Here is a 25,276-nt window from a genome sequence, read left to right on the forward strand (position 1 = left end):
CAGAGCGGATCCCTATCAATGACGGGGATCCGCTCTGTTTTTGTTTTGATTATAACTAGCGGCGGTAAAAAGTGAAGGTGCCGTTTTTCATCTTTTTCTCAATCCACTTCAGCAAAAATATACGATACAAAGGCCGAGTCAACGGAAACACCAAGGAGAAACCTACAATATCCGTTACGAAACCAGGTAAGATCAGCAGTAAGCCCCCGAAAAAAATGCATAGGCCATCCAGCATCGTCCGGCCAGGAACGCGTCCCTCCTGCATATGTGTTCTGCTGTCTTGCAGCACCTTATTCCCTTCGAAACGCATCATCAATAAACCGATAACCGAGGTGGTCAACATAAGCAGCAGCGTTTTGAATGCTCCAAGCTGATCTGCTACAAAGATAAAGCCGAATAATTCCACGGCAGGAATGATAAATAATGCAGCCCACAACCATTTGCTTCTAATCATACAGAACCCCTTTCTTCCCGCAGCGCTCCTTTAATCGCGTGAAACAGCTCCGGAAGGGCTCTATCCAGCCTGGCAGGCTTCCATTCTCGATTCACCCAAACATGATTTGTCGAGCCGGTAACCAGCAGTTCCCCGGGGAGGTCCATCGACCGCAATTGTCCCAAAGTAGCCGCTGAACCCTCTAAATTCCTACCTTCTGCTTCCGAGAGCCTCCGCACCTGATACTCAAATGCGACTCTTAACGCCGAAAAGGTAGTCATTCGCGCATACACGGAGATAAGATCATCATATCGCGCCGGACTTTTAAATTGCAAATCGGCTGAGGTAACAGGAAGCAGCACTCCCTGATTCTCAAGCTCACGATAAGTAAAGCCAAGCTGACGTAACAACTCCGTACGGCCAGACTCAAACCAGTTCAAATAATTCGCATGATACACAACGCCCATCTGATCACTTTCCTGGTATCGAACACGCAGGGTCGATTCATACCACCGGCTTCGCAAGCCGTCTTGCTGTAATTCCATTTATAAATACTCCTTTCGGCATAGGCAGCAGGGAGAGCTTTATGCCCTGGCCCCGTCTGAAGATAGCTTTGTCGTTGATAGTTTGCTTCGGGAGCTTCTGGCGACATAAAATAGCAGCATCGCTCCTGCGATTGAACTCAACATACAAGACAGGTTCATCACTTCTACACCGCCTTGATTGAGCAAGAATCCATTTAATAAATTGCCAACAACACCGGCAAAACCCGAGAACACCATATTAAAAACACTTTGCCCAGTCGCCTGCATCTCGTTAGAGGTGATCTGAGATACATATTCAACGGCAGCAATATAAAAGAACCCGAATGACAGACCATGCAGTACCTGCACTCCAATCATTACGGATGGATAAGGGAATGCCACCTGAATGCCCCACCGCAAGACATAAATAAGTGCACCAAGGAGCAGCGTCCGCTCGCGACCCAGCTTTTTGATTACCTTGGAAGCAAACAGCATGGAGGGCACGTTCGTTACAGATGCGAGAAAAAGCGCAATTCCTGCATAACGAGTTGAACCTCCAACCGACTGAAACGCGATAACGAAGTAGGTTCCAAAAGCAGTCATCGTCTGGTTCACAAGAAAACTGCCACCCAAAAACGCTAGGAACACCCGATTCCCCAGCAGCTTTTTAACCCCCTGAGAAAACGATTGCCGCATCATATGATTCTCTTCTGCCTGCTTCGGCAGCGTCAATGCAATAAGAACCGCTATTAGATTAAACATAAGAAAGGGCAGCCATATCGTGGATACAGAGAAGGACGATACATACAATCCGCCTAAATAGGCTCCCACAGCCGCTCCAATGCTCATCATAAGCCTTATACTACCATAAGTAGCCCCAGCCCTCTTCGCCGCTGAAATCGCGTAAGAATCGGCTATAGGCGCCTGTGTTGAGGAAAAGATTGTTGAGAGGGTATACACCAGCAGTAACACTATAAAATATTCCGAACGGTAAAAGACCGCTAATAAAGCCGGTATCGCCACACTTAGGATTAGTACCAAACGTGTCTGATTATACCGATCCGAGACAATTCCCCATATTGGCTGAATCGTGATCGCAATTAGCGTGCCTGTTGCCATTAGTATACCTATTTGCCCGCTATCAAGTCCATTGTGTACAAGCAGCAGCGTTAGATATGAGCCAAATGAACCACCGGCCAATCCTAAAAACAGATAAAAGCCACGCAGCTTCGATAATTTTTCCATTTTAAGCTACAAATCCTCTCCAGCTTCTTAATCAAGCATTGCACTCTCTTATATTTTAGCAGAACACCCGTACTTCCTATGTAATCACCGCATTTAATATAGCAGTACTATAAAGGCGGTGGACAAGTTGAATGATAAACAAAATTCTATTCGGGTCAATCATCCATGTCTAAAAGACAAATCTAATGCGAACAAATTTCAAAGCTCCGGCTTCGGCTGGTCTTCAACAAACTGGAGCGGGTATACAATCACTGGAAAAAAGGGGACCCTTAACCGCATTGCCGGCGAATGGATCGTTCCCTCCGTAAAACCAACCTCTAAACCTTCCTATTCCTCTGCTTGGATTGGAATCGACGGTTTCAAGAACAGCAGCCTGATCCAAACGGGAACAGGCCATGAATTCGTAAATGGTCGTGCCCGGTATTACGCTTGGTGGGAAATCCTACCTGATGTTGAAACGGTAATTCCCCTTCCAGTGAGCCCTGGAGACCATATAAAAGCTAACATCACGAAGGTAGGCCGCAACAAATGGACGATTACGCTCCGCAATTTGAGCCGAAATTGGATTTTTCGAACATTGCAGCGATACAACGGACCACAAACCTCTGGTGAATGGATTATGGAGGCTCCCGAGGTAGACGGCTCGATCGCAAAGCTGGCGCGCGTCTCCCCTACTTGCTTCTATTGCTGTCGAATTAATGGCAAAAGTCCGAGGCTTACCCTAAATATGGGAGGAATCATGGTGCAAAATAACGCTACTATCGCCGTTCCTTCTTGTCCAAACCATCGTGGGGATTCTTTTACTGTCAAACGAACATACCCCAAATAAAAATTCTCGAACCTGTCATTCAAGATTTGTTACTAACAGCATAAATGGATTTAACATAATCTTCAATCGAATATGTTGATAAACACGAAAAAAGGGCTGCCTCGCTTGTAGATTTACACTACAGTTGAGACAACCCTTTAATTAAGCTCTATGGAACCTGTTAAACAGGTGAAGCCAGTCGAAAACTACTCGATTGTGCTTACTTTTACCAAGTTAGTGGAACCAGAACGTCCAAGTGGAATTCCTGCAGTAATCACAACTAGGTCACCAGTTTGAACCAGACCGGAATCCTTACCACCTTTGATTGCTGTTTCCAGCAGCTCATCTGTGGAAGATGCAACTTGTCCGAACACTGGCGTTACGCCCCAAACGAGGGACAATTGACGCATAGTTCTTTCTTGTGTTGTAACGGCAATGATTGGTGCTTTAGGACGGTATTTGGAAACAACGCGTGCAGTATGACCTGTTACAGTCGAAGAAATGATAGCCTTAGCGTTCAGATCCAAAGCAGAAATTGCAACGGATTGGCTGATTGCTTCTGTAACTGTAGTTTCTTGTGCAGTTTGTTGTTTCATGAAGATTTCATGGTGGTTCAGAGCGGATTCCGCTTTCTCAGCAATGCGGGACATTGTAAGTACGGATTCTACTGGATATTTACCAGCAGCAGTTTCTCCGGAAAGCATGATTGCATCTGTTCCATCTAAAATAGCGTTTGCTACGTCACTTGCTTCAGCGCGAGTAGGACGTGGGTTGCGTTGCATGGAATCCAACATTTGTGTAGCTGTGATAACTGGTTTACCAGCAACGTTACATTTTTGAATCATCAATTTTTGAGCCAAAGGTACATCTTCAGCTGGGATTTCAACACCAAGGTCACCACGAGCAACCATCAGGCCGTCAGAAGCTTCTAAAATTTCATCAAGGTTGTCAACACCTTGTTGGTTTTCGATTTTGGAAATGATTTGGATGTGAGAAGCGTTGTTTTTCTCAAGCAGCTCACGAATTTCCTGAACGTCGCTAGCTTTGCGAACGAAGGAAGCGGCGATAAAATCGATGTCCTGTTCGATACCAAAAAGAATATCGTTGGTGTCTTTTTCCGTAATACCCGGCAAGGAGATGTTTACTCCTGGTACGTTAACGCCCTTCTTGCTCTTAATCGTACCACCGTTTACAATACGGGTCTTGATTTCTGTACCTTGAATGTCGACAACTGTCAAACCAATCAGACCGTCATCAATAAGGATTGTGGATCCTACTTGAACATCGTTAGGAAGTTCGCTGTACGTGATGGAAATACGATCTTGATTACCAAGGATCTCTTCCGTAGTCAGTGTCAGGTACTCGTCCTGAACAAGTTCAATCGGTTCTACTTCCAGCTTGCCTGTGCGAATCTCCGGTCCTTTAGTATCGAGCAGGATAGCAACTGTTTTGTTCAGTTCCTTAGATGCTTGACGGATCGTATTGATCCGAGCACCGTGCTCTTCGAAATCGCCGTGGGAGAAATTCAGACGGGCCACATTCATACCAGCCAAAATCAATTTTTTGATATTCTCCAACGATTCACTCGCAGGTCCGATCGTACATACAATTTTACTTTTCCGCATTAGGTTTTCCTCCGTTTTTTCGTTCTCTCTGTCTCACTTTTTCCAACTACAAAATCTACTACAAGGCTAACTAATAAAATAGGAACTTTGTCACATGTGCCTTTAAGTACGCCCTTATGAATATTACTGCAAACCAGACACAAAATCAATGTTGTAGGCACTTTTGGGTGTAACTTTAAGTCGAATTTTCTGTAAACATAAAAAAAATTAAAATAATCCCGTTAGTGGATCGAGATTATTTTAATTCCAATAAATTGTATATTTTACACTATATCCAAAAGACCCACTAAGTATAGCTATATGTCTTAAAGTGCAAATGATTTTGCACTTTTACACTTCTGACTTCACTTCTTCTTCAATGAAAATTTGTTCCTGCTGAGCCTCTGCAAACTCACCAATTTTACGGAATTTACGGTATCGATCATCCTTCAATTCCACTGAGTTCATCTGGGTTAGCTCCTGCAGATGCCGCCATAATGCATCCTTAATCGCCGCTGCCGTTGCTTCGTAATCCCGATGAGCGCCGCCTTTAGGCTCTGGTACGATCTCTTCTATAACTTCCATCTCAAGCAGATCAGCAGCCGTTATCTTCATGGCTTCTGCCGCTTGATCAGCCTTCGAAGCATCCTTCCACAGAATAGAGGCCGCTCCGTTTGGAGATATCGCCGAATAAATGGCATGTTCCAGCATGAGCACTCTATTCCCAACCGCCAATGCCAGGGCGCCACCGCTTCCGCCTTCACCGATGACCACACAGATTACAGGGACACCAAACTGAGACATCTCGCGTAAATTACGGGCAATCGCTTCGGATTGACCTCTTTCCTCGGCTGTGTTGCCTGGGTATGCACCTTTCGTATCCACGAAGGTAATAATGGGACGTTTGAACTTGTCCGCTTGCTGCATCAGACGCAGCGCTTTACGGAAGCCCTCAGGGTGTGCACTGCCGAAGAATCGTAAAATATTCTCTTTGGTGTCTTTACCGCGCTGCTGGCCAATAACTGTAACCGGCAACCCATTTAGTTTACCGATGCCGCCTACAATAGCAAGATCATCCCCAAACATCCGATCACCGTGGAGCTCAATAAAATCTGTGAAGATCTGCCCCATAAGATCAAGGGAAGTCGGACGTCCTTGATGTCTAGCCAAATGCATTTTTTGCGAAGGAGAAATATTAGAATATATCTCTTCCTCCAGCACACGGTATCGTTCTTCCAGCCTAGCTACCTCGTCCGTAAAATCAATACCCTTCTCTTCGCCAAACTGCTTCAGTTCAGCAATCTTCTTGCGCATTTCTACCAGAGGCATTTCAAAAGGCAACTCTCCTGCCAACCTAAAATCCCCCTTTCACGTCATGCAGCTCCAAAATTTTAGTCAATGTAGCGCGCATTTCTTTGCGGTGCACGACCATATCAAGCAACCCATGCTGAAGATTAAATTCAGCGGTCTGGAAATCATCCGGAAGCTTCTGGCGAATGGTCTGCTCAATGACTATACGTCCTGCGAAACCAAATACCGCTCCAGGCTCTGCAATAATTATATCACCAAGGCTGGCAAAACTCGCAGATACTCCACCGGTAGTAGGATCCGTAATTATCGAGATGTAAAGACCTCCAACCTCGTTAAAACGAGCCAGCGCAGCGCTGGTCTTCGCCATTTGCATTAGACTAAGAATACTCTCCTGCATTCTCGCTCCACCTGAAGTAGAGAAAATAAGGAGTGGAAGCTGTTGCTCCGTGGCCTCTTCTATCGCACGGGTGATCTTCTCCCCTACTACAGAGCCCATACTGCCTGAGAAAAATTCAAAATTCATCACAGCTACGATGACTGGATGGCCACCAATGGAACCCTGACCCGTAATTACGGCTTCAGTTTGTCCAGATTTCAGCTGCTGTTGCTCCACTTTGGAAGCGTAACCCGGAAATTTCAGCGGGTCGATAGAATACATTTCACTGTCAAACTCAATAAAGCCCTCAGGGTCTAATGTCATCGCAATGCGCTCCACAGCATTTAGGCGCATGTGGTGACCACAAGTAGGACATACCTTTAGGTTCTTCTCTAATTCCTTACTATACTGGATCGTTCCGCATTTATTACATTTGCTCATTAATCCTTCAGGGATTTCACGTTTGGGGCGTTCGCCTTCCGCAGGCCCGCCGCTCCGCTCCAGACGTTCTGAAGGAATAGTCGCGTACTTCCGTTTCTTCTGAAATAAATCTTTGAACACACCCGCACCTCTTCAGCCGTTTATTTGCGTTATGCAGCTTGCCGCTGTCATGACTTTTGTCTTGTAAGAAACTCAGGGATGCAGAATAAGATTAAGGACTTCCTGTACTTCCTCCAGTTCACCTGAAGGAACCAATATCTCAAACTGCTGCTTGGACATATTGATTGGACGGCATTCTACCAAAAAACCTTCTTCTGTTAGCTTACTCTTAATCATATCCGCCACTCTGGCGGTCGGCGCGATATATATTACCGTCCACATGCCCTGCAAGGCCTCCCCAATCTTAATTCCCAGCCGTATCCCGTATAATGGAATTATGATAACACAGTTTTCTTTTTTCCCGCAACAGGAGTAGGGCATAGGAAGCAAGACTGAGGAACTTGTTCAAACGAAATAAAGGGGCTCAATTATTCCTTGTCCGTGCCTAAAGGATATACTTTTGCCCCTTCATGCCGATGAGCAATTCTGGCGGAAGCGGCGGCAGCAATGCCGGCAACAAGGTCATCCAAGAACACATGAATCCTACCTTTATCATCGTTCAGTTCACCAATGATTCCAAGCTTTATTTTGTCCAAATACCCAAAACCTGTCAGTCCGATCATCCCATATACCCCTGTTATACCAAGTGCCAGAGTCTCGTCCGCTCCGTAGAGGGATTCATCAGCCTCCATTACCGCCTGCAGCGGCTGTGGAAGCAGTTTTTTCTCGGCTAATTCATCAAGAGCAACACCTGTCATTAAAGTATACTGCACTTCTCTTTTGCCCAAAACAGACTTGACGCTGGACAGACATTCATCCTTAGTTAAACCAGGATAATAAACCGATTGTAAAATATATACGATTTCAGCAATGGAGGAAAGTGTTACACCTCTGCGTTCCAACAGATCTACTGCCATTTGATAGGACATGCTGCGACTCCCCTTTCCGTACAGGGATGTGCCCTGTGGTTTCCTAATGTATGCGGAAAAGGGGAGAATTGTTCTTATTTTATTCTTACCGTACCTGCACCCAGCATAACCTCGATCGCCGCGAAAAGTTCCTCGGACGGCTTAATTCGATAATTATCGCTAAGAGCTAGGAGCTTCTGATCCTGTTCATAGAACAGAAGCGTCGCAGCTGGACCGGGATGATTCTGCAGCAGCTCTTTCAGGCGCGACAGCAACGCTGCATTCTCTGAGGCCGGCGTGATCTTGATAAAGACACGCTGGCCTGAGGTCGCCGCTGTTGTTGGCGCGGCCTGTGCAGTTGTTGCAGGCGGCGTTGTGCCGCCTGCTGGCCTGGCAGCCGGACCAGTGGCGGCACCGCTGGTCCGGGAAGCAGGAGCTGCGCCGCGTGGCGGCGCTCCTGCTGAGGCCGAGCGTCCCGCGCTGTACGAGCGGGACGCGGCGGCACTGCGGCGCTGCAATAGCCCGCGGAGAGCCTCCGCAGACAGCAGCGCCACTTCCTCGGCCAGCAGCTTGAAGCCTTCGTCTTCCTGCTGCACCTTGGCGCGCAAGGCCAGCAGCGCGCCCTTGGCAATCAAGCTGCGGCTTCGCTTCCACACCTCAGGGAAGAGCACGACCTCGCAGCGCTCGATCTGATCTTCCCATTCGACGAAGGCCATCGATTTTCCTTGCTTCGTCGTAATTTCCTTAACGGATACGACCATTCCGGCCGTAACCGTCTGGCTCTCATCCGCGGCTTCACCAAGATCCATCAGCCGCTGCATACCGGGCTCCTCAAGCAGCTCCGCGCTATCATCAAGCGGATGGCCCGAAAGATATAACCCCAGCAGCTCACGTTCCATCTCCAGCTGCTGGCCAATGGTGAACTTAGGGATATCCGGATAGCGGATTTCCCAGTTCGGTGTCTCCACCAAATCGTCGAACAGCTGGATTTGCAGCTCATCCCGCTCCTTGCGCCATTTCAGCGCAGCGTCAACCGTCTCGTCCAGCATAGCCAGCAGCTGGGCGCGGTGACCCGGCAGACAGTCAAAAGCTCCCGCCTGCAGCAATGATTCCACTACCCGCTTATTGCAGACCCGCAGGTCCACACGTCGACAGAAATCTAGCAGACTGTCGAACGGACGCTCCTTGCGGACCGCCATAATGTTCTCCACTGCCAGCGTGCCGACGTTCTTAATGGCTGCGAGTCCAAAGCGGATATGCCCGGTTCCGGTTCCTTCGCCTGGAACCGGAGTAAACAATACGCCGCTCTCGTTCACATCCGGCGGCAACACGCCGATGCCCGTGCGGCGGCAGTCCAGCACATACTCCGCTACCTTGCGGTGAGTGCCCATTACAGCGGTCAACATAGACGCCATAAACTGCACCGGATAATGTGCCTTGAGATAAGCTGTCTGGAAAGCCAACACTCCGTAAGCCGCGGCATGAGCACGCGGGAAGCCGTAATCGGCAAAGCGCACGATCATATCATAAACAGCATTCGCATCCGTTTCATTATACCCCTGCTGCAAGCTGCCTTGAACAAAATGGCTCCGTTCCTTATCCAGAGTCTCACGTTTTTTCTTAGAGACCGCTCGACGGAGCAGATCCGCTTCTCCTAACGAGAAGCCCGCCATCAGAGAAGCAATCTGCATGATCTGTTCCTGATACACAATGATCCCATAGGTGTCCGCTAAAATAGCCTTCAAATCAGAATGTGGATACTCTACTTCAATCTCACCGTGTTTGCCTGCTATATATTTCGGGATAAATTCCATCGGACCCGGACGATACAGCGCTAGAACCGATACAATATCTTCAAAGCCGTTAGGCTTCAGATCTTTAAGTACTCGTCTAACGCCCGCCGACTCCAGCTGGAAGACCCCTGTTGTCTCACCAGCACCAAGCATTTCATACGTAGCTGGATCATGATCTGGGATGACACGGAAATCTGGAACACTTCCGCTCATTTCACTAATCGAATTCATGCAGCGTTCGATAATCGACAACGTGCGCAAACCCAGAAAATCCATTTTCAGCAGCCCGACGCTCTCCAAATGCTCCATAGAGTATTGGGTTAACGCCGTACTTTCGTTACCTTCCTGAAGTGGGACTGCATCGGTCAACGGACCTTTCGAGATAACAACCCCAGCGGCATGTGTCGAAGCATGGCGGGGCATGCCCTCGACCTTCATAGCCATATCCAGCAACCCTTTAATCTTTGGATTGCTATCATACAGTGCTTTAAGATCTGGTGTACTCTCCAGCGCCCTGGCAAGGCTGATCCCTAGTTGTCCAGGTATAAGCTTGGCAGCTTTGTCTACCTCGTTATAAGGCAAATTCAGCACCCTGCCTACATCACGAACGGCAGCCCGTGCAGCCATAGTTCCGAAAGTAATAATTTGCGCCACATGTTCTTTGCCGTATTTCTCCACTACATAACCAATAACCTCATCACGCCGTTCATCGCTAAAATCGATATCAATATCCGGCATGGTGATCCGTTCTGGATTTAGAAAACGTTCAAAGAGCAAGTTATATTTCAATGGGTCCACGTCAGTTATTCGCAAAGAGTATGCGGTGAGACTACCCGCGGAAGATCCCCGTCCGGGTCCCGTAGCAATTCCCTGACGATGACAATAAGCAATAAAATCCCACACAATTAGAAAATAATCGCTGAAGCCCATACTCTCGATAACGCCCAGCTCATAGGTGAGACGCTTCTCAGCCGTCTCTCTTTGCTCAGGTGTAGCCCATTGCGGTGTATCTATATATCGTTCCTCCATCCCCTTCCAGCACAGCTCACGCAAATAAGCAGCGGAATCCATGCCTTCAGGGAGCGGAGAATAGGCAGGCAGAATATGATTGCCGAAGGTAAGCTCCAAATTACATTTTTCTGCGATCAATAAGGTATTGGCGATAGCCTGCGGCACATGCGGAAACAATGCCGCCATTTGCTCGCTGCTTTTTAGAAACAGCTGATCTGTTCCGATCTTGAGACGTTCCTCATCATCCACCGTTTTGCCTGTTCCGATGCAGATCAGCACATCCTGAACCTCAGCATCTTCCTTCGCCAAATAATGGACATCATTCGTCACCACAAGTGGAATTTCACATTCCCCGGCAAGGGCGATCAGCTTGGGATTCACTCTCTTTTGCTCGGAGATCCCGTGGTCTTGCAGCTCCAGATAGAAATCTTCGCCAAAAATCGCCTTATATCGCAGCGCAGCCTTTCGCGCCTCCTCATCACGACCATGCAGCAGATGCTGCGGCACTTCTCCGCCCAGACAAGCACTAAGGCAGATAATCCCCTCTGAATGAGCTGCCAACACTTCCATATCGATCCGGGGTTTATAATGATGGCCTTCCAGATGGCCGATAGAGATCAGCTTCATCAGGTTCTTGTAGCCGGTTTCATTCTTGACGAGCAGAATCAAGTGGTAGATCGGTTGATCTTTTCGACTGCCCCGCTCACGGCGTGAACCCGCGGTTAAATAAGCTTCACAGCCAATAATCGGCTTGATTCCATTCTCTTTACACGCTTTATAAAAGGGGATGGCCCCGTACATCACTCCATGATCCGTAAGCGCCAGCGACTTCATGCCGTATTCGCCGGCCCGGCGCACGAGATCGGTAATGCGCGCCGCCCCGTCCAGTAAACTGTATTCGCTGTGCACATGCAAATGCACGAAAGGGCTCATAACCCCACTTCCTCTCTACTGCAAAAATCAAACATAAGATGAAACTATTTTATCATATTAAAGGGGGACCCGCCCATACAATGGATTAAGAGCATAAGGACAGGCAAAGCTTGTAAATGCCTCGTCCGGGAAGGGGCCTGTATGAGCATTTTTATGAGCAAAGCTATCCTCGACTTCTTTATCGCCTTCGGCATCGTGCTTGGCGGAGCTATGCTCGGCGGAATCGGCGCCGTTGTATCCCTGCAACCGCCGACGCAAACGATGCTGGATGTGGCAGATCGGATTAAAATATGGGCACTAGCAGCCGCTGTAGGAGGTACTATGGACCCCTTACGGGTCATTGAAAGTAACATGATTGGAGGCAACCTCTCCCCCGCCATCAAACAAATCATGTATCTTGCCTTCGCTTTTCTAGGAGCACATATGGGCAGTGAGCTAGTAAAATGGGTGTGCGGCAGGGGGTAACGCCAGTGAGAGTTCCACCATTCAGTCGTTTTCGCAGATTCACCCAGATCTCCGCTATATTCATGCTAGGGATCGTCGTAGGAGCTGTCATATACAATGCTATTTACCATGTAGGATATAACGTATTATGGCTTCATAATCAAGATCTGCGTGTACAGATCGAGCAATATCAAAAAGATATTCAGACACTCAAAAAATACAATAATACCTCAACCGTGATCAGAGAAATCAAAATTCGATCGGAGGAAAGCAAATCCAAAGAAGATACCCCACTTGACCCCGTAACTGTAAAATTAATCATAAGCCAAATGGGCTCAGATCTGGAACCGATGCGCGGCCGCAGCATGTTCGATATTGATACTGACAGCAAACTGGTTAGACTGCTGTTGGATGGCAAGCTATACATTGTGCGTGACAAGGAATACTCTGTCAAAATCCGAACCATGCTCGTCATGGAAGGCGTCCTGCAAATCTGGGTAGAAATCAGTCCTTTTAAGCGCAGCTGACAGCCATCGTGTGATACAATAATGGACAGACGTGGAAATTACTTCTTGGCTACTGCAAGACACGATAAAGGAGCTGGCTGTCCATGGTTTTATTTATCAAGTATTTATTGTTTATCCTGCTGGTGATCTTTGTAATCGGTGCCGCTGTGTTCAGCATATCCTTCCGCCGTACCTTAAATCCCCAAGATAAAGGGCTGAAACGCTCCGTCATGAATGTGATGCTCGGTGCTATGCTCGTAACGCTATCCTTGATATCCATGTTTTTGTTTCGCGGCTCTACCGTTAATATCATTGTTGAAGCTGCCTTTCTGCTGATTGGTGCGTTCAACATCTTCTCGGGTCTACGCAGCTATAGTTTTTACAGCCGTAGCCGTAGCCAGGAACAACACCAGTCAAAAGCCTAGCTGCTGCTCTGGCGGAATAGAAAGAATAAAATAGACTCCCCTCTCTTTCAATGATGAGGGCAGTCTATTTAGCATGTATACGATCCTATTTACCGGATGCTATCCAGCTAGCAAACCATCTTTTAGCCATGATCAATGGATTGCAGCATCAGAACAGCTTTGGCTACCAGAGTATCCGAGTGGCTGATCTCAATTTCAAGCTTACAGGTACGACGGCTGATTTCGAGCAGTCTCGGCATTACAATGATCGCGTGTTCGATCTGTACCGGTCGGATAAAATAAGTGGACATATTATCTAGTACATAATCATTTCCTGTGATATCCTTAGCTGCTTTAAATGCCGAAAGCGTCATAAGCGTAGACAATATTCCTTCAGAAATCGTCCCAAGATCCGTGGCCATCTGCGGCGTAATAAAGCCATGGAAGAACAATCGTCCCTCTTCGTCCCGCTCATCCGCAAAACCATTCCAAATGAGATGATCAAAAGTCTCTCCCAGCTGAGGTTGGTTCCGAACATCGCGTAAGCTTTGCAGCACTTCTTTACGGGTTAGGGAGCCTACCAGTTTGCGGTTACGGTCCACTATGGGCAGAAAATCCACGCCTTCCCACATCATGATCTGGGCCGCGGAGGCTAGTGAGGTTTGCAGTGCAGCCGTAACCGGACTGCGAATCATCGCTTTTTCAATGATCTGCCCTTCCGTCAATTCCTCTACATCACGGCGACCGATAATGCCAATGACTCGGTTCCATTCATCCGTAACGGGAAAGCGCTGCTCTCCAGTTTCCTCAGAAACCTGTCGTAGCTCGCCGACGGTGCTAGAGATTTTTAACGTATTCAGGCGCGGTTTGCTGTCGATAATATCCTCTACCAGCATAATTTTTTTCTTTATCAATCTATCAAAAATAGCACGGTTAATCATTGAAGCGACGGTAAACGTGTCATGTCTCGAAGAAATAATGGGAAGATCCAGCTCGTCTGCCAATGCCTTCACTTCACGGCTCGTCCCGAAGCCCCCTGTCACCAGAACCCCTGCACCCTGCTCCAGCGCCAGAGAGTGAACATCATCACGGTTACCCACAATCAACAGACTGTCAGCGTCTATATAACGGATCATCGCATCGACCTTCATCGCCCCGATCACGTATTTATGCAGATGTTTATTTAGTCCACTTGCCCCGCCAAGCACATGCCCTTCAACAATATCAACTACATCGCCAAACGTCAGCTGCTCTGAAATGTTCCGAGGTTTCTTTTCTACACGAACTGTACCAATCCGTTCCTTCGTGATGACTATCCCGAGATTCTCAGCTTCCTTCACTGCACGGTAAGCAGTCCCTTCGCTGACTAACATTTCTTTGGCGAGCTTGCGAACAGATATTTTGGTGCCTACCTTAAGACTTTCAATATGCTGCAGCAGTTGCTCGTGTTTAGTAATCGCATCGCCTTGACCTTCCAACTGTTACACCCCCATGCTCCGATCTGTACTATACTGTACCTATTATACAACGATAGAATGGCTCAGTACAACCGATTCATAAGCTTCGGATTCGAATTTCACTCTCCTTACACAATCTACGATTAAGGTAGGTATTGCCACATAGCAGGTTTGAAAACCACCTTAAAATCGAATTTTTTGAAACTGAATATCTCTGATGCGTTTTAAGCTGACCTTAAAAATTCGCTGCCTTTATTTAGCAACCTTTTCCTCTTTTTTATAGTCTGAGAATTAAAGAATGTGTAAAGGGAGCATTGAAGATATGAACAAGACCGCTTTATTACTACTTGCCCTTACTTTGCTTTTCATAGGACTGGTCGGCTGTGGAAATACGGGAAACGAAATAAAACAAGCAGACCAGATAGAGCTGGATGCAAATAATATAGTTTCTATCAACTTAATTGAGAAAAAACAGCCAATGGCCACTATTTCGGATACATCCTCCTTTGAACGTTTCGTTCAAGCCATAACTACTGCTGAATATGATAGAGGACAACTAGATATTGCTTCCAGCGATTACAGAACCACTGTGAACATGAAGGATGGCATAAGTTATGAATTCTCTTTTTGGATCGTCGGAAGTAACAATGGGTTACTCATTAAATCAGGACAAATGGGCCACTATCGCCTGTCAGATACCAGCAAAAAGGATCTATTGGACTTGTTTCAATCAACTTTTAATGAAGATAAGAATTCATCAGAAGACACTGCTAACCCACAGCCCCCAAGCGTTCAAGTTACTGTTGGCGGTGAGCAGTTCGAGGCTATTCAAGGCTCTTATTGCTGGACCGACAATGGCAAAGGCGTATGTGTGGATATGGCTTCTTACGATGAGCTGGTTTCCAAACAGAAGGTACATCCCAAAGCCATCAGCGGTGATCAGGTAGAACTCGAATTCTCATATGCACCCAAGGAGATGGAGGTTATGGCTTCATTTCCTGGTGAGGAACGACCGGACGAAGCCCTTTCCGTGGACAAAAACAGTTTTCAACTCGCAGCAGGTAGCGGCAGACACCTATATATCATCCATGCAAGATGGCCTCAGGGAAGCGCCAGTTATGTATTTGAAGTTCAATGCTCGGTCAGTAAAAAGTAATCGGATTGTTTTTGCTTAACACGTGGATGGGATGGTCGGATGATGGTCGGATGATAGTCGGATGGTAGGATGGTAGGATTATGTCCATCCTCTCTACGATCAGGAAAAAAGTTTATACTATCGACGTGAAAGGAGCTGAGCTTATGCAATTTCTTTTTATACTCGCGGTCCTCGTTCCTGCAGTGTGGTATTACGCGGCTCTTGGTAAACGGATATCTGCCGAAGAAAAGAAGGCTGGAAGAGATCTCACCAATGAGATCAATCCTTTTACGGGTGAAAAATAACATTTAACCCCCTGCAAGCAATGCAGGGGGCATATTAAAGCCCACTGCTTAGGCTAGTGGGCTTTTTCGTATGAGTGTGTCTTTTTTGTATGCCTCTTTGTGTGACTTTTGCGCTTGGCTCGGCATTCTGAGGTATTTATACTTCTCTTTTGGCTACTTATGCGTTTTGTGCGACATTCTACGGTATTTATACTTCTCTTTTGGCTACTTTTACGATTTGCCCGGCATTCTACGGTATTTATACTTCTCTTTTAGCTACTTTTGCGTTTTGCCCGGCATTCTACGGTATTTATACCTTTCTTTTGGCTACTTTGGTGTTTTGCCCGGCATTCTACGGTATTTATACCTCTCTTTTGGCTACTTTTACGATTTGCGCGGCATTCTACGGTATTTATACTTCTCTTTTGGCTACTTTTACGCTTTGCGCGGCATTCTACGGTATTTATACCTCTCTTTTGGGTACTTGTGCGATTTGCGCGACATTCTACGGGATTTATACCTCTCTTTTGGCTACTTGTGCGATTTGCGCGGCATTCTACGGGATTTATACCTTTCTTTTGGGTACTTGTGCGTTTTGTGCGGCATTCTACGGTATTTATACTTCTCTTTTAGCTACTTTTACGCTTTCCGCGGCATTCTACGGTATTTATACTTCTCTTTTAGCTACTTTTACGATTTGCGCAACATTCTACGGTATTTATACTTCTCTTTTGGCTACTTTTACGATTTGCGCGGCATTCTACGGTATTTATACTTCTCTTTTGGCTACTTTTACGATTTGCGCGGCATTCTAAGGCATTTTTGCCTCTCTTTGCACGATTGCCGCGCTTATTCGAGAGACCTGAAGCTAATCTAGCTTTTTAGTATCCGATGTCAACTCTATTATCTTTGCGAAACTCTAGTTTCTTCATTCCACTTTGTCTGCCATTGCTCCAGCTTTGCTTTTCGCACAGCTTCCAAACGTTTGGACTTTTCTTCATCAACCCCGATAATAAAATGCAAATGTGCCGCAATGACCATAAACGCAAAAAGTGACCAGACGACTCCAAAACCAAACACCCAGCTCGGTCCATTCGCAAGCGAAAGCTTCGGCAGTGCATACAAAAGCATGGCCAACGCCAGCAACAGATAGACACCGTGTTTGAACTTGTTTCTTTTTCTCATTAATAACAGCTCCTTCGTAGACAGGATATTCGATTGAATCTATATCTCTACTCTATGAACATGAGGCCCGTAATATGAGACAAGTCCATTAAAAAATATATAACTTTTCAAAATTTTGTATAAAAGGTTAGCATTTATATAGCAAGAGATGCTTATATATGAGATGATGATTTCATTTAGGGAGGCGTTTTTGAATTGAATGCAGCTTATAATCATACCGAATACATAATTCGCAAAAAAGTATTTTCGATCATGGGTGCGAAACTTCATATTTTTGATAGCTCTGAGCAGCTTGTGCTCTATTCGCAAATGAAAGCGTTCAAGCTTAAAGAAGACATTGCACTTTATACGGATGAGTCCATGCAGAAGGAGCTTCTGCGCATAAAAGCCCGCAACGTGGTCGATTTTAGTGCTACTTATGATGTACACGATACAGAGTCCGGTGAGCATATTGGTGCTTTTCGACGTAAGGGTCTCAAATCTATTTTGAAGGATGAATGGATTATTCTTGACCGTCATGATCAGGAAATCGGAAAAATCAAGGAAGACAGCACCGCGATGGCTCTACTGCGCCGCTTCATCGCTATTATTCCGCAGAAATATAATATCGAGATGGATGATACTACGATCCCTGCATTCAAGCAAAATTTCAATCCATTTGTCACCAAAATTATGGCTGACTTCTCGGAGGATCGAAAAGGCAAGCTTGATCGCCGCTTAGGTTTGGCAGCTGGTATTCTTCTCTGCGCAGTCGAAGGTAAACAAGATTAGGTTGAGGTTGGGGCTAGCCATATAGCCACATCCATAAGAAAGAGGGTGTTTCCAGAGCCACCGGCTTCGGGAACACCCTCTTTTGATTTTCATTGTTGAAATTTATTCGCCGTACAGTTGAGACAAACTCTCGGTGATAATTTTATTTACATCCTCGATTACAACGCTCAGACGGCGTTCCGCATCGAACAGACGACGAATGCCAAGATTCAAGTTAAGCACCTCGAACAGCTTCTCCATCTTTTCCATTTCTTCCTGTGGAGGCATTTCTCCGCTCATCATCCGTTGTTGCAGCTCCATCTGACCTTGGCGGAAATTGTCCAGCATCGCTTTCGCTTCAGGATCTGTTTCTACGACCTTCATGGCATTTCTGATATCCGATACCTCGCTGCTCTCTTTAATGGCTTTCGCCAGTTCATGTGCTTTGTCGTGAATGCTCATTATGATTCCTCCTAAAAGTTTTGTTAGCGTACACTCCTCAGATCGTCTTCGTACAAAACTCACTTCGAAAGCTTACGCTTAAGTTTTGTTAGCGTACACTTCCTATCGTCTTCTTACAAAACTCACTTCGAAAGCTTACGCTTAGGTTTTGTTAACAGCCGCTTCCTGAATCTACTCTGCTCTAAAAACTCACTCCGAAAACATACGCTTAAGTTTTGTTAGCAGCCGCTTCCTGAATTCACGCTGCTTTAGTTTCCAATATTCGCTCATTCCATACTTGTTTTGCTTCTTGGGCCGAGCTTATGAAATGACTGGGCAAGGTTTTTAGCGATTAGGTCAATCACCAAGGGTCATCTGTCTCCATATGATGAATGATATGTAACCCTTAGCTACCAAATTGCCGGCATCATGCTGCCTACCGGAAGGAGATCCACGATGTCCCAATTCAAGATCCCGGTCCATACGGTCAACTCGGGCATCCTGCAGGAAAACGCTATAATGCTTGGCGAAAAATCCATGAAAAGACTCAAAATCCCGTCTCACGGAACACTCCAGCTGGCATTCGGCTCTTTCCGGCAGGAGGTTACCATTATCTCGGCTCCCAAATCCGACATCCTGCGTGTAAGCGAAGGACTGGCGCGGCGGACCGGATGGAAACACCGACAAACCCTCAACGTTTCTTACAGCTCCGTAAGCCGTACCTTGCGGCTTGGACCGTTGATCGGCGTGCTCGTCAGTCGTGACCATCCAGATAATCTCGACAGGTTGTTTGGACCCATTACCATGTTCTGCCGGGAATTGACAAATGCCTGCCACACACAAGGCGCCTATGTATATTTCTTTACCCCGGAAGCGCTGGAAACACGCAGTTCTTCCATTCAGGGCTGGGTATACAACGAGGGTTGGAGAAAAATGAGTCTGCCCATTGCCGATGTAATCAACAATCGGTTAACGACGCGAAAGGTGGAGAATAAACCTAGCGTACAGCATTTTTTGGCGGATGTAAAATCGCGATATGGAACGCATTTCTTCAACGAAAAATTTCTTGACAAGACAGAGGTATTTGAAGCTTTAGCGCAAGACCCTTCCCTGCAGCGGTATTTACCTGAATCGCATGCGTTGAACGGCTTTGCCGTAATGAAGAAGATGTGCAGCCATTACCCAAGTGTATTTTTGAAACCTGTACGAGGCAGTCTCGGCAAAGGCATACTTCGTATCTCTAAAGAAGAAGGCGGAGGTTACCGTCTATTGTCTACTACCTCCATAGGTACACGCAAGCAAAGCTACACCACTCTCGCTAAATTGTACCAGTCCATCGCTCCCAAAATGAAGACCACTCGATACCAGATTCAGCAGGGATTGCCTTTGATGGAGCTAGGAAGGCGACCTGTAGATTTCCGGGCACTTGTTCAGAAGAATGGCAGCGGAAAATGGGGAGTTACCTCCATTGTCGCCCGCACCGCCGGAAGCAATCACTTCGTGTCTAATTTAGCTAGAGGTGGCAGTCTCAGCACAGTGAAAGAAGCGGTTAGCAAGAGCAGTCTTCCTCCGGGCGCAAAAGAAAACGTTCAGCTTCAGCTGCCCAGAGCAGCACTTGCCATTGCAAGAGGGGTCGAAACCTTTATCCCCGCTCATTTCGGAGAGCTCGGAATCGATCTGGCACTGGATCAATCAGGACGAATATGGCTCTTAGAGGTTAACTCCAAGCCCTCCAAGAACGATAATACACCGTTAAACGATCAAAAAATAAGACCGTCCGTCAAGCAAATGATTTTATATTGCCGCTACTTGGCCGGTTTATAAGGAGGACACGATGACTGAAAAAGAAGTGGGGTTCCTCGGCATTATGACAGGCCGCCGCAACGGGAATCCACCGATCGCCGAGCCAGAGTTTTGCAGTCATTTATGCCGGGCAGCTCCTCTATACAGCCTAAAAGTCCTCGTATTTCATCCAGACGGAGTAGCGGCAGACGGTTCCTCCATTACCGGCTATACCTGGAAAGATGGAAGCTGGCAGAATACCACTTCTTCACCGCCAGATATTGTCTATAATCGCTGTTTTCACGAAGGTCCGAAAGAAAGAAAAGAAGCTTCCGCTGCACTTTCCTCTCTTCATCGTTCTCTACCTTGGTCTCGAGGTTTGCCAGATAAATGGGGTGTACATGAGATATTGAAGCGCGACCGGAGAGCAGCGGCAATACTGCCGGAAACTGTACTCTATACCGGTACCCGCAGGTTAAGTACAATGCTTGCTGAAAGAGAATATGGAGTTTTTCTAAAGCCCAAGGCCGGCACCCATGGCAAACGTACATTACATGCCATACTGCAGAACAGAGGCATGAGAGTACGAGGGCGTGACGGAACAAATACACCCTTTCAATATGTTTTCGACTCACAGGCTGAAGGACTGAACTGGATTCATGAATTTATCGGCTCACGCCGCTATATTATACAGCCTTTCCTGCACCTAACGAATAGTAAGGGGCAACCGTTCGATGTGCGTGTATTGATGCAAAAGAATGGCCTTGGCCGCTGGACTCTTACCGGCATGGCCGTACGGCTGGGTAACCAAGGTTCGCTGACTTCGAACCTGCATGGCGGCGGAACAGCTGTTTCTCCCCTGCCTTTTTTGCTTGCTGAATATGGTCAGGGTGGAAAAGACATCATGCGTGAGCTTGCTGCAGAAGCTGCATACCTGCCTCCCCTACTAGAGGCTGCATGCGGCAGGCTTGGAGAACTCGGCCTTGATTTCGGTATTGATTCGAGCGGTCGGATTCATTTACTAGAAGCAAATTCCAAGCCAGGGCGCACGGTATTCCGGCTGACGGGCGACCGCCGGGCTGCTAAGCTCGCCGCCGAGAATCCACTGTCTTATGCGCGCCATCTACTGCTCACACAACGACGGATACCATCCCTATCTACGGACAGCTCCGTTACAAACGGGAGAATGATAACAATGGTTCCTAAGGAGGATTCATAAATGAGTCTCACTTTTTGCAATGTGCATTTCACTAAGCAGCCCCAAAGAGTTGTATATGTATCAGGTGCACTGATGAAAAGCTTGAAGTTAACCGGGAAAAAAAATATACGCTTAAGGCTCGGAAAAGATGCCACCCCGACCATGATCAAGCCCATCAAGCGCGCCGGAAATCACCTATATCTCGCCTCAGGCGTAAAAAGCGCTATCAAGGTTCCGAAATCAGGTGGTATCTATTTACGCAATCTACAAAATGACGAGGTGCAGCTGGGACCTTTAGTTGGCATATTGTCCGATGGTCCTGCTTCCTCGTCTCAGCCCTTCGGTTCTCGCACAGGGTTCATCAAGCAATTGCTGCGGGAAGGCAGTAACAAATGTTATATATTTGCCTTTATGCCGCGTGACATCAACTGGCAACAGGAACAGGTCTATGGATATTTTTTGACTTCAAGCGGTAAGTTTGAACGAAAAATGGTCCCTCTGCCTGATGTTGTCTATAATCGATTGCCCAGTCGGAGAGCTGAGACCTCACCCTATATCAACCAACTTCGCGAACGATTTATGCGGAAAAAAATTCCATATTTTAACTGGAGTTTTTTCAATAAATCCGATATCTACAAGCTTTTGGAAAATGATGGGGCAGCAAATCGTTATGTACCTGAAACACACAGCAATCCGTCCACGGAAAAAATGAGAGAAATGCTGGATCACCATCATTTTGTATACTATAAACCTTCTGCGGGAAGTCTCGGTCACGGCATTTATCGGCTTACCTATCTCCCGAAAAAGGGGTATTTTGCCCGCTACCGCCGCGGAGGAAAAAACGTACTTCTACGCTTTACTACCTTTGAGAGCCTTATGCGTATGCTTCGTTCGCGTCACGGTCAAAATCTGCAAAATTATATAGTTCAGCAGGGAATACGCCTCATTGAAATAGATGGCTGCCCGATTGATTTCCGGTTCCATATGCATAAAAACGGCAGTAATCAGTGGATTGTAGTCGGCATAGGCGCTAAAAAAGCCGGCCGTGGCAGTGTCACCACTCACCTTAAAAATGGAGGAGCATTGCTCACACCTCAGCAAGCACTCGGACGTGTATTCGGCGCAAGAGCTGATGAAGTACTGCAGCGTGCAAAGACTACAGCCATCAAGCTGGCAGAATCACTAGAAGTCCAGCATCGTCATTTGCTCGGTGAAATTGGCTTTGATCTCGGAATTGATCAGGATGAAGACATCTGGATGTTCGAGGCCAACGCCAAACCAGGTCGTTCCATCTTCCGTCACCCTTCCCTGCGCGCTGAGGGCAAAGCTTCCATCGAGCACATTCTGGAGCATTGTCTATACCTCAGCAAATTCCGCAGGAGGGATGAGATGTGAGCACCCATAATCCGGAAGATACAAAACCTGTTATTGCCATACTGACAACCAGCGATAAAGTACGGCAATTTAATGGCAACCGCAGCAACTTCCGGGACATTATTCGCACAGGCAAAGAAATGGGATTTCTTGTCTACGTCGTCACTGTCCGTGACCTCAAGCTTGAGGAACGGATGGTGAACGGATATGTCCCATCGTCCAGCGGTAAAATCTGGTACAGCATTCCTGTACCTCTTCCACAAATCATTTATAACCGAATTCCCACCCGTGAGGATGAGGAAAAACCTGCTGTGGTACGTAAAATAGCTCAATGCCTGGAACATCCAGGCATTAAGCTATATAATCCATATTTTTTCAATAAATGGAGTCTATTCGAATGGTTAAGGGGTTCGCACTCCACCTCAAAGCATGTTCCAAAAACGAGACGATTACGCAGTGCAAACACCCTTACTGCCATGCTGAACCAGCACACCAGCCTCTACCTTAAACCAGAGAACGGCAAAGCAGGAAAAGGAATTATGCGCCTGAAATATCGTGCAGATACCGCTTTGCCTTACCGGCTTCAAATTCAAAGCGGCAAAAAAAATGTGACGTACAAAGCAGCTTCCATGGACCGGCTCTGGGCAAGAATCGGAAAAGAAAAAGGAATCTCTCGTTATATTGTGCAGCAGGCTATTGAACTGGCGACTCATCGGGGAAGACCGTTTGATCTGCGGGTGCTGCTGCAAAAAAACAGCAGAGGCGGCTGGGGAGTGACCGGCATAGGCGCACGCCTCGCCGGTGCCCGAAGTATAACGACACATGTACCACGCGGCGGTAGTATTGAAGAGCCTGCCAGCATGCTGGAAAGTACATTTGGAACCGAAAGAGCAGCCATGATCTTGAAGAGCGTGCCTACAACCGCCCTTCTTATCGCTAGACAAATCGAAAGAGCTTCTGACTCTATGCTCGGAGAGATGTCGATGGATCTGGGTGTAGATGAGAACGGGGGACTCTGGTTCTTTGAGGCCAACTCCCGGCCGATGAAATTTGATGAACCCGCGATCCGCAAGCTGTCCCTAGAGCGAATCTTTCACTACGGCCAGCACTTAGCGCGCCAGTTTAAATAGAAATCATTAAAAGGATGTGACACAGCATGCAGATATCCTCCATCTATGACACAAATGCCAAACAGTGGAAATCACGGCTGGCTGGACTGCTTGAGTTTATAAGAGCGCATGGGGAGAAGCGAATCACAAACCAAGCTTGCAAAGTACTGGCCCGTTTAACACCGGATCAGTTGTCAGAGCCGGGTATCTCGCTGCTTGTTGCCACCGTACGCGGTCAGAATGGGCGCCAGCTCGCAGGAGTCAGCTTCGTATCCGGTTTCGGTGCAGAAGCCTGTCTTGTCGCTGTGCACCCCTTCTACCGGAATAGACACACCGGCACTGCCTTAATGGCTGCCCAGCTGAAACGCCTCGGGCATCTGCAATGCAGTGTTGCCTGTGACAATACAGCTAGCCTAAAGATGTGCTTCAATATCGGCCTTGCTGCCGACACACTTACCACTGGTCCTACCGGCAAGCCAACATTACTGCTCCGGTCACCCCATCATACCGGCAGCACTACTAATTCTCCACAAGAAGGTGAACTCCTGTGCCAGAGCCCGTCTTAGGCATTCTTACTTTATATATTAACGAAGCCAAGCAGCTTGAAGAAAAGGCCGTGTACCGGAGAATGATCGTCGAGGGCAAACGAATTGGCTTGGATGTCTTTGTATTCACCCCCATGGATGTTCATCCCAGTAAAGAGCAGATCCATGCCCTTGTCTTTGATCCCAAGAGCGGAAAATGGTCACGCAAATGGCGTTCTTTTCCGAACATGATTTATGACCGTTGCCGTATTCAGCGCAGCTCACGCTTTCAGCAACTGCTTCGTTTCCGAGAACGCTACAATCATCTGTTATTTCTGAATCGTCCACTGCGCAACAAATGGACCATTCACCAAACATTCTCACAAAAAAGCCGTTTCCGGCAGCATATGCCAGAAACTTTACTCTATCAGTCCTCTGCCGACCTGCGCCGGATGCTGAAAACCAATTCAGTAGTCTATATCAAGCCGGCAAACGGCACAGGTGGACGTGGCATCCTCAGAATTGAGAGAATGAAGAATGGGCGTGGGGTATATGATATTCAAGGCCGTCGCCAGGATCGCCGAATCATTCCCACACGTAAAGTCTCTTCTACTCGGCTGGATTCCATCGTACGGCAATGGTGCATCGGCGGACGTTTCCTTATCCAACAGGGGATTCCATTACGTCTGCCGGGCGGACGTTTCCATGATTACCGGATGCTCGTTCAAAAGAATGGGCAAGGTGTCTGGGAACTCACAGGTATGGCAGCACGGGTTGGTGCAGCGCGGAGTGTAACCTCCAATCTTCATGGCGGTGGTCATGCCGTTCGAGCGGAAACACTGCTGAAGGAATGGCTGGGTAGTCAGGATAAAACCGATAAGGTCATGAAGACTGCCGAGAGGTTAGGCCTTGATGCCGCAGCCTTCCTGGAAGAAAGTTACGGAGCCTTATGTGAGCTTGCATTGGACCTCGCCATTGATCGCGAAGGGAAAATTTACGTGCTGGAGGTTAATCCAAAGCCCGCCCGTGAAGTGTTCGCAAGATCAGGTGACGGAACCACATACCGCAAAGCCCTTATTCGCCCTCTGGAATACGCGCTGTGGCTCTACAATAACAAAGGAACCCCCAGCACAGCTAAAACGACTGAGGAATAAAAATTATCTTAATAGTCATCAAAAAAAGACGCCCCTAGCTCGT

General features: G+C 47.2%; 26 protein-coding genes. 14 read left to right on the forward strand and 12 right to left on the reverse strand.

Annotated elements, in window-relative coordinates; translation table 11 throughout:
• Positions 1-55: 55 nt before the first annotated feature.
• From MHH49_RS00695 to MHH49_RS00705, 3 genes are read right to left on the reverse strand one after another with little or no spacing between them, the layout of a single operon-like run.
• Positions 56-454: an FxsA family protein gene (locus MHH49_RS00695; RefSeq protein ID WP_036678910.1), complete on the reverse strand. Its 399-nt coding sequence runs from the start codon at positions 452-454 to the stop codon at positions 56-58.
• Positions 451-978, reverse strand: coding sequence for an acyl-CoA thioesterase (locus MHH49_RS00700; RefSeq protein ID WP_038569667.1), 528 nt, complete (start codon positions 976-978; stop codon positions 451-453). Before MHH49_RS00700 ends, MHH49_RS00695 begins: the two co-directional genes overlap by 4 nt.
• A 39-nt stretch (positions 979-1,017) precedes the next feature.
• On the reverse strand, positions 1,018-2,202 hold the full coding sequence (locus MHH49_RS00705) for an MFS transporter (RefSeq protein WP_036678905.1): 1,185 nt from the start codon (positions 2,200-2,202) through the stop codon (positions 1,018-1,020).
• A 127-nt stretch (positions 2,203-2,329) separates the two neighbouring features.
• Between MHH49_RS00705 and MHH49_RS00710 the strand changes: the two genes are divergently transcribed.
• Positions 2,330-3,031 carry a G1 family glutamic endopeptidase gene (locus tag MHH49_RS00710; protein WP_256717582.1) on the forward strand — a complete coding sequence of 234 codons (702 nt, stop codon included), beginning with the start codon at positions 2,330-2,332 and terminating at the stop codon, positions 3,029-3,031.
• 185 nt (positions 3,032-3,216) lie between these two features.
• Here the strand turns inward: MHH49_RS00710 and pyk are convergent, their stop codons facing one another.
• The 6 genes from pyk to MHH49_RS00740 form a co-directional block, all read right to left on the reverse strand.
• The gene (gene pyk / locus MHH49_RS00715; RefSeq protein WP_038569666.1) at positions 3,217-4,635 is read right to left on the reverse strand and encodes a pyruvate kinase; all 1,419 of its coding nucleotides are present in this window, start codon (positions 4,633-4,635) and stop codon (positions 3,217-3,219) included.
• A gap of 330 nt (positions 4,636-4,965) precedes the next feature.
• A complete protein-coding gene (locus MHH49_RS00720) occupies positions 4,966-5,967 on the reverse strand; it encodes an acetyl-CoA carboxylase carboxyltransferase subunit alpha (protein WP_036678900.1) in 1,002 nt (333 codons plus the stop codon).
• A gap of 1 nt (position 5,968) precedes the next feature.
• The gene (gene accD, locus MHH49_RS00725; protein WP_036678897.1) at positions 5,969-6,862 is read right to left on the reverse strand and encodes an acetyl-CoA carboxylase, carboxyltransferase subunit beta; all 894 of its coding nucleotides are present in this window, start codon (positions 6,860-6,862) and stop codon (positions 5,969-5,971) included.
• Between the two features lie 72 nt (positions 6,863-6,934).
• On the reverse strand, positions 6,935-7,123 hold the full coding sequence (locus MHH49_RS00730) for a hypothetical protein (RefSeq protein ID WP_036678895.1): 189 nt from the start codon (positions 7,121-7,123) through the stop codon (positions 6,935-6,937).
• A 146-nt stretch (positions 7,124-7,269) separates the two neighbouring features.
• Positions 7,270-7,770 carry a phosphatidylglycerophosphatase A family protein gene (locus tag MHH49_RS00735; RefSeq protein ID WP_076100096.1) on the reverse strand — a complete coding sequence of 167 codons (501 nt, stop codon included), beginning with the start codon at positions 7,768-7,770 and terminating at the stop codon, positions 7,270-7,272.
• 74 nt (positions 7,771-7,844) lie between these two features.
• The gene (locus tag MHH49_RS00740) at positions 7,845-11,486 is read right to left on the reverse strand and encodes a DNA polymerase III subunit alpha (RefSeq protein ID WP_341070440.1); all 3,642 of its coding nucleotides are present in this window, start codon (positions 11,484-11,486) and stop codon (positions 7,845-7,847) included.
• A 141-nt stretch (positions 11,487-11,627) separates the two neighbouring features.
• Here MHH49_RS00740 and MHH49_RS00745 point away from each other — a divergent pair, with 141 nt between their 5' ends.
• From MHH49_RS00745 to MHH49_RS00755, 3 genes are all read left to right on the forward strand, one after another.
• Positions 11,628-11,951, forward strand: a complete 324-nt coding sequence (locus MHH49_RS00745; RefSeq protein WP_036678886.1) for a YtrH family sporulation protein — start codon at positions 11,628-11,630, stop codon at positions 11,949-11,951.
• Between the two features lie 5 nt (positions 11,952-11,956).
• Complete coding sequence (locus tag MHH49_RS00750; protein WP_038569663.1) at positions 11,957-12,457, forward strand: DUF4044 domain-containing protein; 501 nt, start codon at positions 11,957-11,959, stop codon at positions 12,455-12,457.
• Between the two features lie 83 nt (positions 12,458-12,540).
• A complete protein-coding gene (locus tag MHH49_RS00755) occupies positions 12,541-12,861 on the forward strand; it encodes a YtpI family protein (protein WP_341137832.1) in 321 nt (106 codons plus the stop codon).
• A 122-nt stretch (positions 12,862-12,983) separates the two neighbouring features.
• Here the strand turns inward: MHH49_RS00755 and MHH49_RS00760 are convergent, their stop codons facing one another.
• A complete protein-coding gene (locus MHH49_RS00760) occupies positions 12,984-14,318 on the reverse strand; it encodes a DRTGG domain-containing protein (protein WP_036678878.1) in 1,335 nt (444 codons plus the stop codon).
• Between the two features lie 301 nt (positions 14,319-14,619).
• Here MHH49_RS00760 and MHH49_RS00765 point away from each other — a divergent pair, with 301 nt between their 5' ends.
• From MHH49_RS00765 to MHH49_RS00775, 3 genes are all read left to right on the forward strand, one after another.
• Positions 14,620-15,453, forward strand: a complete 834-nt coding sequence (locus MHH49_RS00765) for a hypothetical protein (protein ID WP_341031934.1) — start codon at positions 14,620-14,622, stop codon at positions 15,451-15,453.
• A 143-nt stretch (positions 15,454-15,596) separates the two neighbouring features.
• A complete protein-coding gene (locus tag MHH49_RS00770; protein ID WP_169744755.1) occupies positions 15,597-15,737 on the forward strand; it encodes a hypothetical protein in 141 nt (46 codons plus the stop codon).
• A 149-nt stretch (positions 15,738-15,886) separates the two neighbouring features.
• On the forward strand, positions 15,887-16,531 hold the full coding sequence (locus tag MHH49_RS00775) for a hypothetical protein (RefSeq protein ID WP_341137833.1): 645 nt from the start codon (positions 15,887-15,889) through the stop codon (positions 16,529-16,531).
• A gap of 88 nt (positions 16,532-16,619) precedes the next feature.
• On the opposite strand, the gene MHH49_RS00780 is transcribed toward MHH49_RS00775, so the two are convergent.
• Positions 16,620-16,901 carry a hypothetical protein gene (locus tag MHH49_RS00780; protein WP_076281023.1) on the reverse strand — a complete coding sequence of 94 codons (282 nt, stop codon included), beginning with the start codon at positions 16,899-16,901 and terminating at the stop codon, positions 16,620-16,622.
• A 195-nt stretch (positions 16,902-17,096) separates the two neighbouring features.
• Here MHH49_RS00780 and MHH49_RS00785 point away from each other — a divergent pair, with 195 nt between their 5' ends.
• Positions 17,097-17,672 (forward strand): hypothetical protein, encoded by a 576-nt coding sequence (locus MHH49_RS00785; RefSeq protein WP_076124891.1) that lies wholly within the window; start codon positions 17,097-17,099, stop codon positions 17,670-17,672.
• A gap of 102 nt (positions 17,673-17,774) precedes the next feature.
• Here MHH49_RS00785 and MHH49_RS00790 read toward each other — a convergent pair whose 3' ends face one another.
• Positions 17,775-18,113 (reverse strand): YlbF family regulator, encoded by a 339-nt coding sequence (locus MHH49_RS00790; protein WP_036683973.1) that lies wholly within the window; start codon positions 18,111-18,113, stop codon positions 17,775-17,777.
• A gap of 435 nt (positions 18,114-18,548) precedes the next feature.
• Here MHH49_RS00790 and MHH49_RS00795 point away from each other — a divergent pair, with 435 nt between their 5' ends.
• From MHH49_RS00795 to MHH49_RS00820, 6 genes are read left to right on the forward strand one after another with little or no spacing between them, the layout of a single operon-like run.
• Complete coding sequence (locus MHH49_RS00795; RefSeq protein WP_036683975.1) at positions 18,549-19,916, forward strand: YheC/YheD family endospore coat-associated protein; 1,368 nt, start codon at positions 18,549-18,551, stop codon at positions 19,914-19,916.
• 10 nt (positions 19,917-19,926) lie between these two features.
• Positions 19,927-21,093, forward strand: coding sequence for a YheC/YheD family endospore coat-associated protein (locus tag MHH49_RS00800; protein ID WP_076099995.1), 1,167 nt, complete (start codon positions 19,927-19,929; stop codon positions 21,091-21,093).
• A complete protein-coding gene (locus tag MHH49_RS00805) occupies positions 21,094-22,467 on the forward strand; it encodes a YheC/YheD family endospore coat-associated protein (RefSeq protein ID WP_076133949.1) in 1,374 nt (457 codons plus the stop codon).
• Entirely contained in the window at positions 22,464-23,576 is a 1,113-nt protein-coding gene (locus tag MHH49_RS00810; protein ID WP_036683979.1) for a YheC/YheD family endospore coat-associated protein, read from the forward strand. The genes MHH49_RS00805 and MHH49_RS00810 overlap by 4 nt, the downstream gene beginning before the upstream one ends.
• Positions 23,577-23,602: 26 nt before the next feature.
• Positions 23,603-24,121, forward strand: a complete 519-nt coding sequence (locus tag MHH49_RS00815; protein WP_036683981.1) for a GNAT family N-acetyltransferase — start codon at positions 23,603-23,605, stop codon at positions 24,119-24,121.
• Positions 24,103-25,233, forward strand: a complete 1,131-nt coding sequence (locus MHH49_RS00820) for a YheC/YheD family endospore coat-associated protein (protein ID WP_036683982.1) — start codon at positions 24,103-24,105, stop codon at positions 25,231-25,233. Before MHH49_RS00815 ends, MHH49_RS00820 begins: the two co-directional genes overlap by 19 nt.
• The last annotated feature ends 43 nt before the right edge of the window (positions 25,234-25,276 follow it).

The sequence above is a fragment of the Paenibacillus sp. FSL F4-0122 genome (assembly GCF_038002845.1).
GTDB classification, from domain to species: Bacteria; Bacillota; Bacilli; order Paenibacillales; family Paenibacillaceae; genus Paenibacillus_AQ; species Paenibacillus_AQ odorifer.

Bases quoted from the DNA above. Each gene is read 5' to 3' on its own strand.
- MHH49_RS00755 (WP_341137832.1), top strand. From the start codon at position 12,541: ATGGTTTTATTTATCAAGTATTTATTGTTTATCCTGCTGGTGATCTTT.
- pyk (WP_038569666.1), bottom strand. From the start codon at position 4,635: ATGCGGAAAAGTAAAATTGTATGTACGATCGGACCTGCGAGTGAATCG.
- MHH49_RS00745 (WP_036678886.1), top strand. From the start codon at position 11,628: ATGAGCATTTTTATGAGCAAAGCTATCCTCGACTTCTTTATCGCCTTC.
- MHH49_RS00740 (WP_341070440.1), bottom strand. From the start codon at position 11,486: ATGAGCCCTTTCGTGCATTTGCATGTGCACAGCGAATACAGTTTACTG.
- MHH49_RS00770 (WP_169744755.1), top strand. From the start codon at position 15,597: ATGCAATTTCTTTTTATACTCGCGGTCCTCGTTCCTGCAGTGTGGTAT.
- MHH49_RS00795 (WP_036683975.1), top strand. From the start codon at position 18,549: ATGTCCCAATTCAAGATCCCGGTCCATACGGTCAACTCGGGCATCCTG.
- MHH49_RS00700 (WP_038569667.1), bottom strand. From the start codon at position 978: ATGGAATTACAGCAAGACGGCTTGCGAAGCCGGTGGTATGAATCGACC.
- MHH49_RS00815 (WP_036683981.1), top strand. From the start codon at position 23,603: ATGCAGATATCCTCCATCTATGACACAAATGCCAAACAGTGGAAATCA.
- MHH49_RS00800 (WP_076099995.1), top strand. From the start codon at position 19,927: ATGACTGAAAAAGAAGTGGGGTTCCTCGGCATTATGACAGGCCGCCGC.
- MHH49_RS00790 (WP_036683973.1), bottom strand. From the start codon at position 18,113: ATGAGCATTCACGACAAAGCACATGAACTGGCGAAAGCCATTAAAGAG.
- MHH49_RS00780 (WP_076281023.1), bottom strand. From the start codon at position 16,901: ATGAGAAAAAGAAACAAGTTCAAACACGGTGTCTATCTGTTGCTGGCG.
- MHH49_RS00705 (WP_036678905.1), bottom strand. From the start codon at position 2,202: ATGGAAAAATTATCGAAGCTGCGTGGCTTTTATCTGTTTTTAGGATTG.
- MHH49_RS00695 (WP_036678910.1), bottom strand. From the start codon at position 454: ATGATTAGAAGCAAATGGTTGTGGGCTGCATTATTTATCATTCCTGCC.
- MHH49_RS00735 (WP_076100096.1), bottom strand. From the start codon at position 7,770: ATGTCCTATCAAATGGCAGTAGATCTGTTGGAACGCAGAGGTGTAACA.
- MHH49_RS00805 (WP_076133949.1), top strand. From the start codon at position 21,094: ATGAGTCTCACTTTTTGCAATGTGCATTTCACTAAGCAGCCCCAAAGA.
- MHH49_RS00765 (WP_341031934.1), top strand. From the start codon at position 14,620: ATGAACAAGACCGCTTTATTACTACTTGCCCTTACTTTGCTTTTCATA.
- MHH49_RS00730 (WP_036678895.1), bottom strand. From the start codon at position 7,123: ATGTGGACGGTAATATATATCGCGCCGACCGCCAGAGTGGCGGATATG.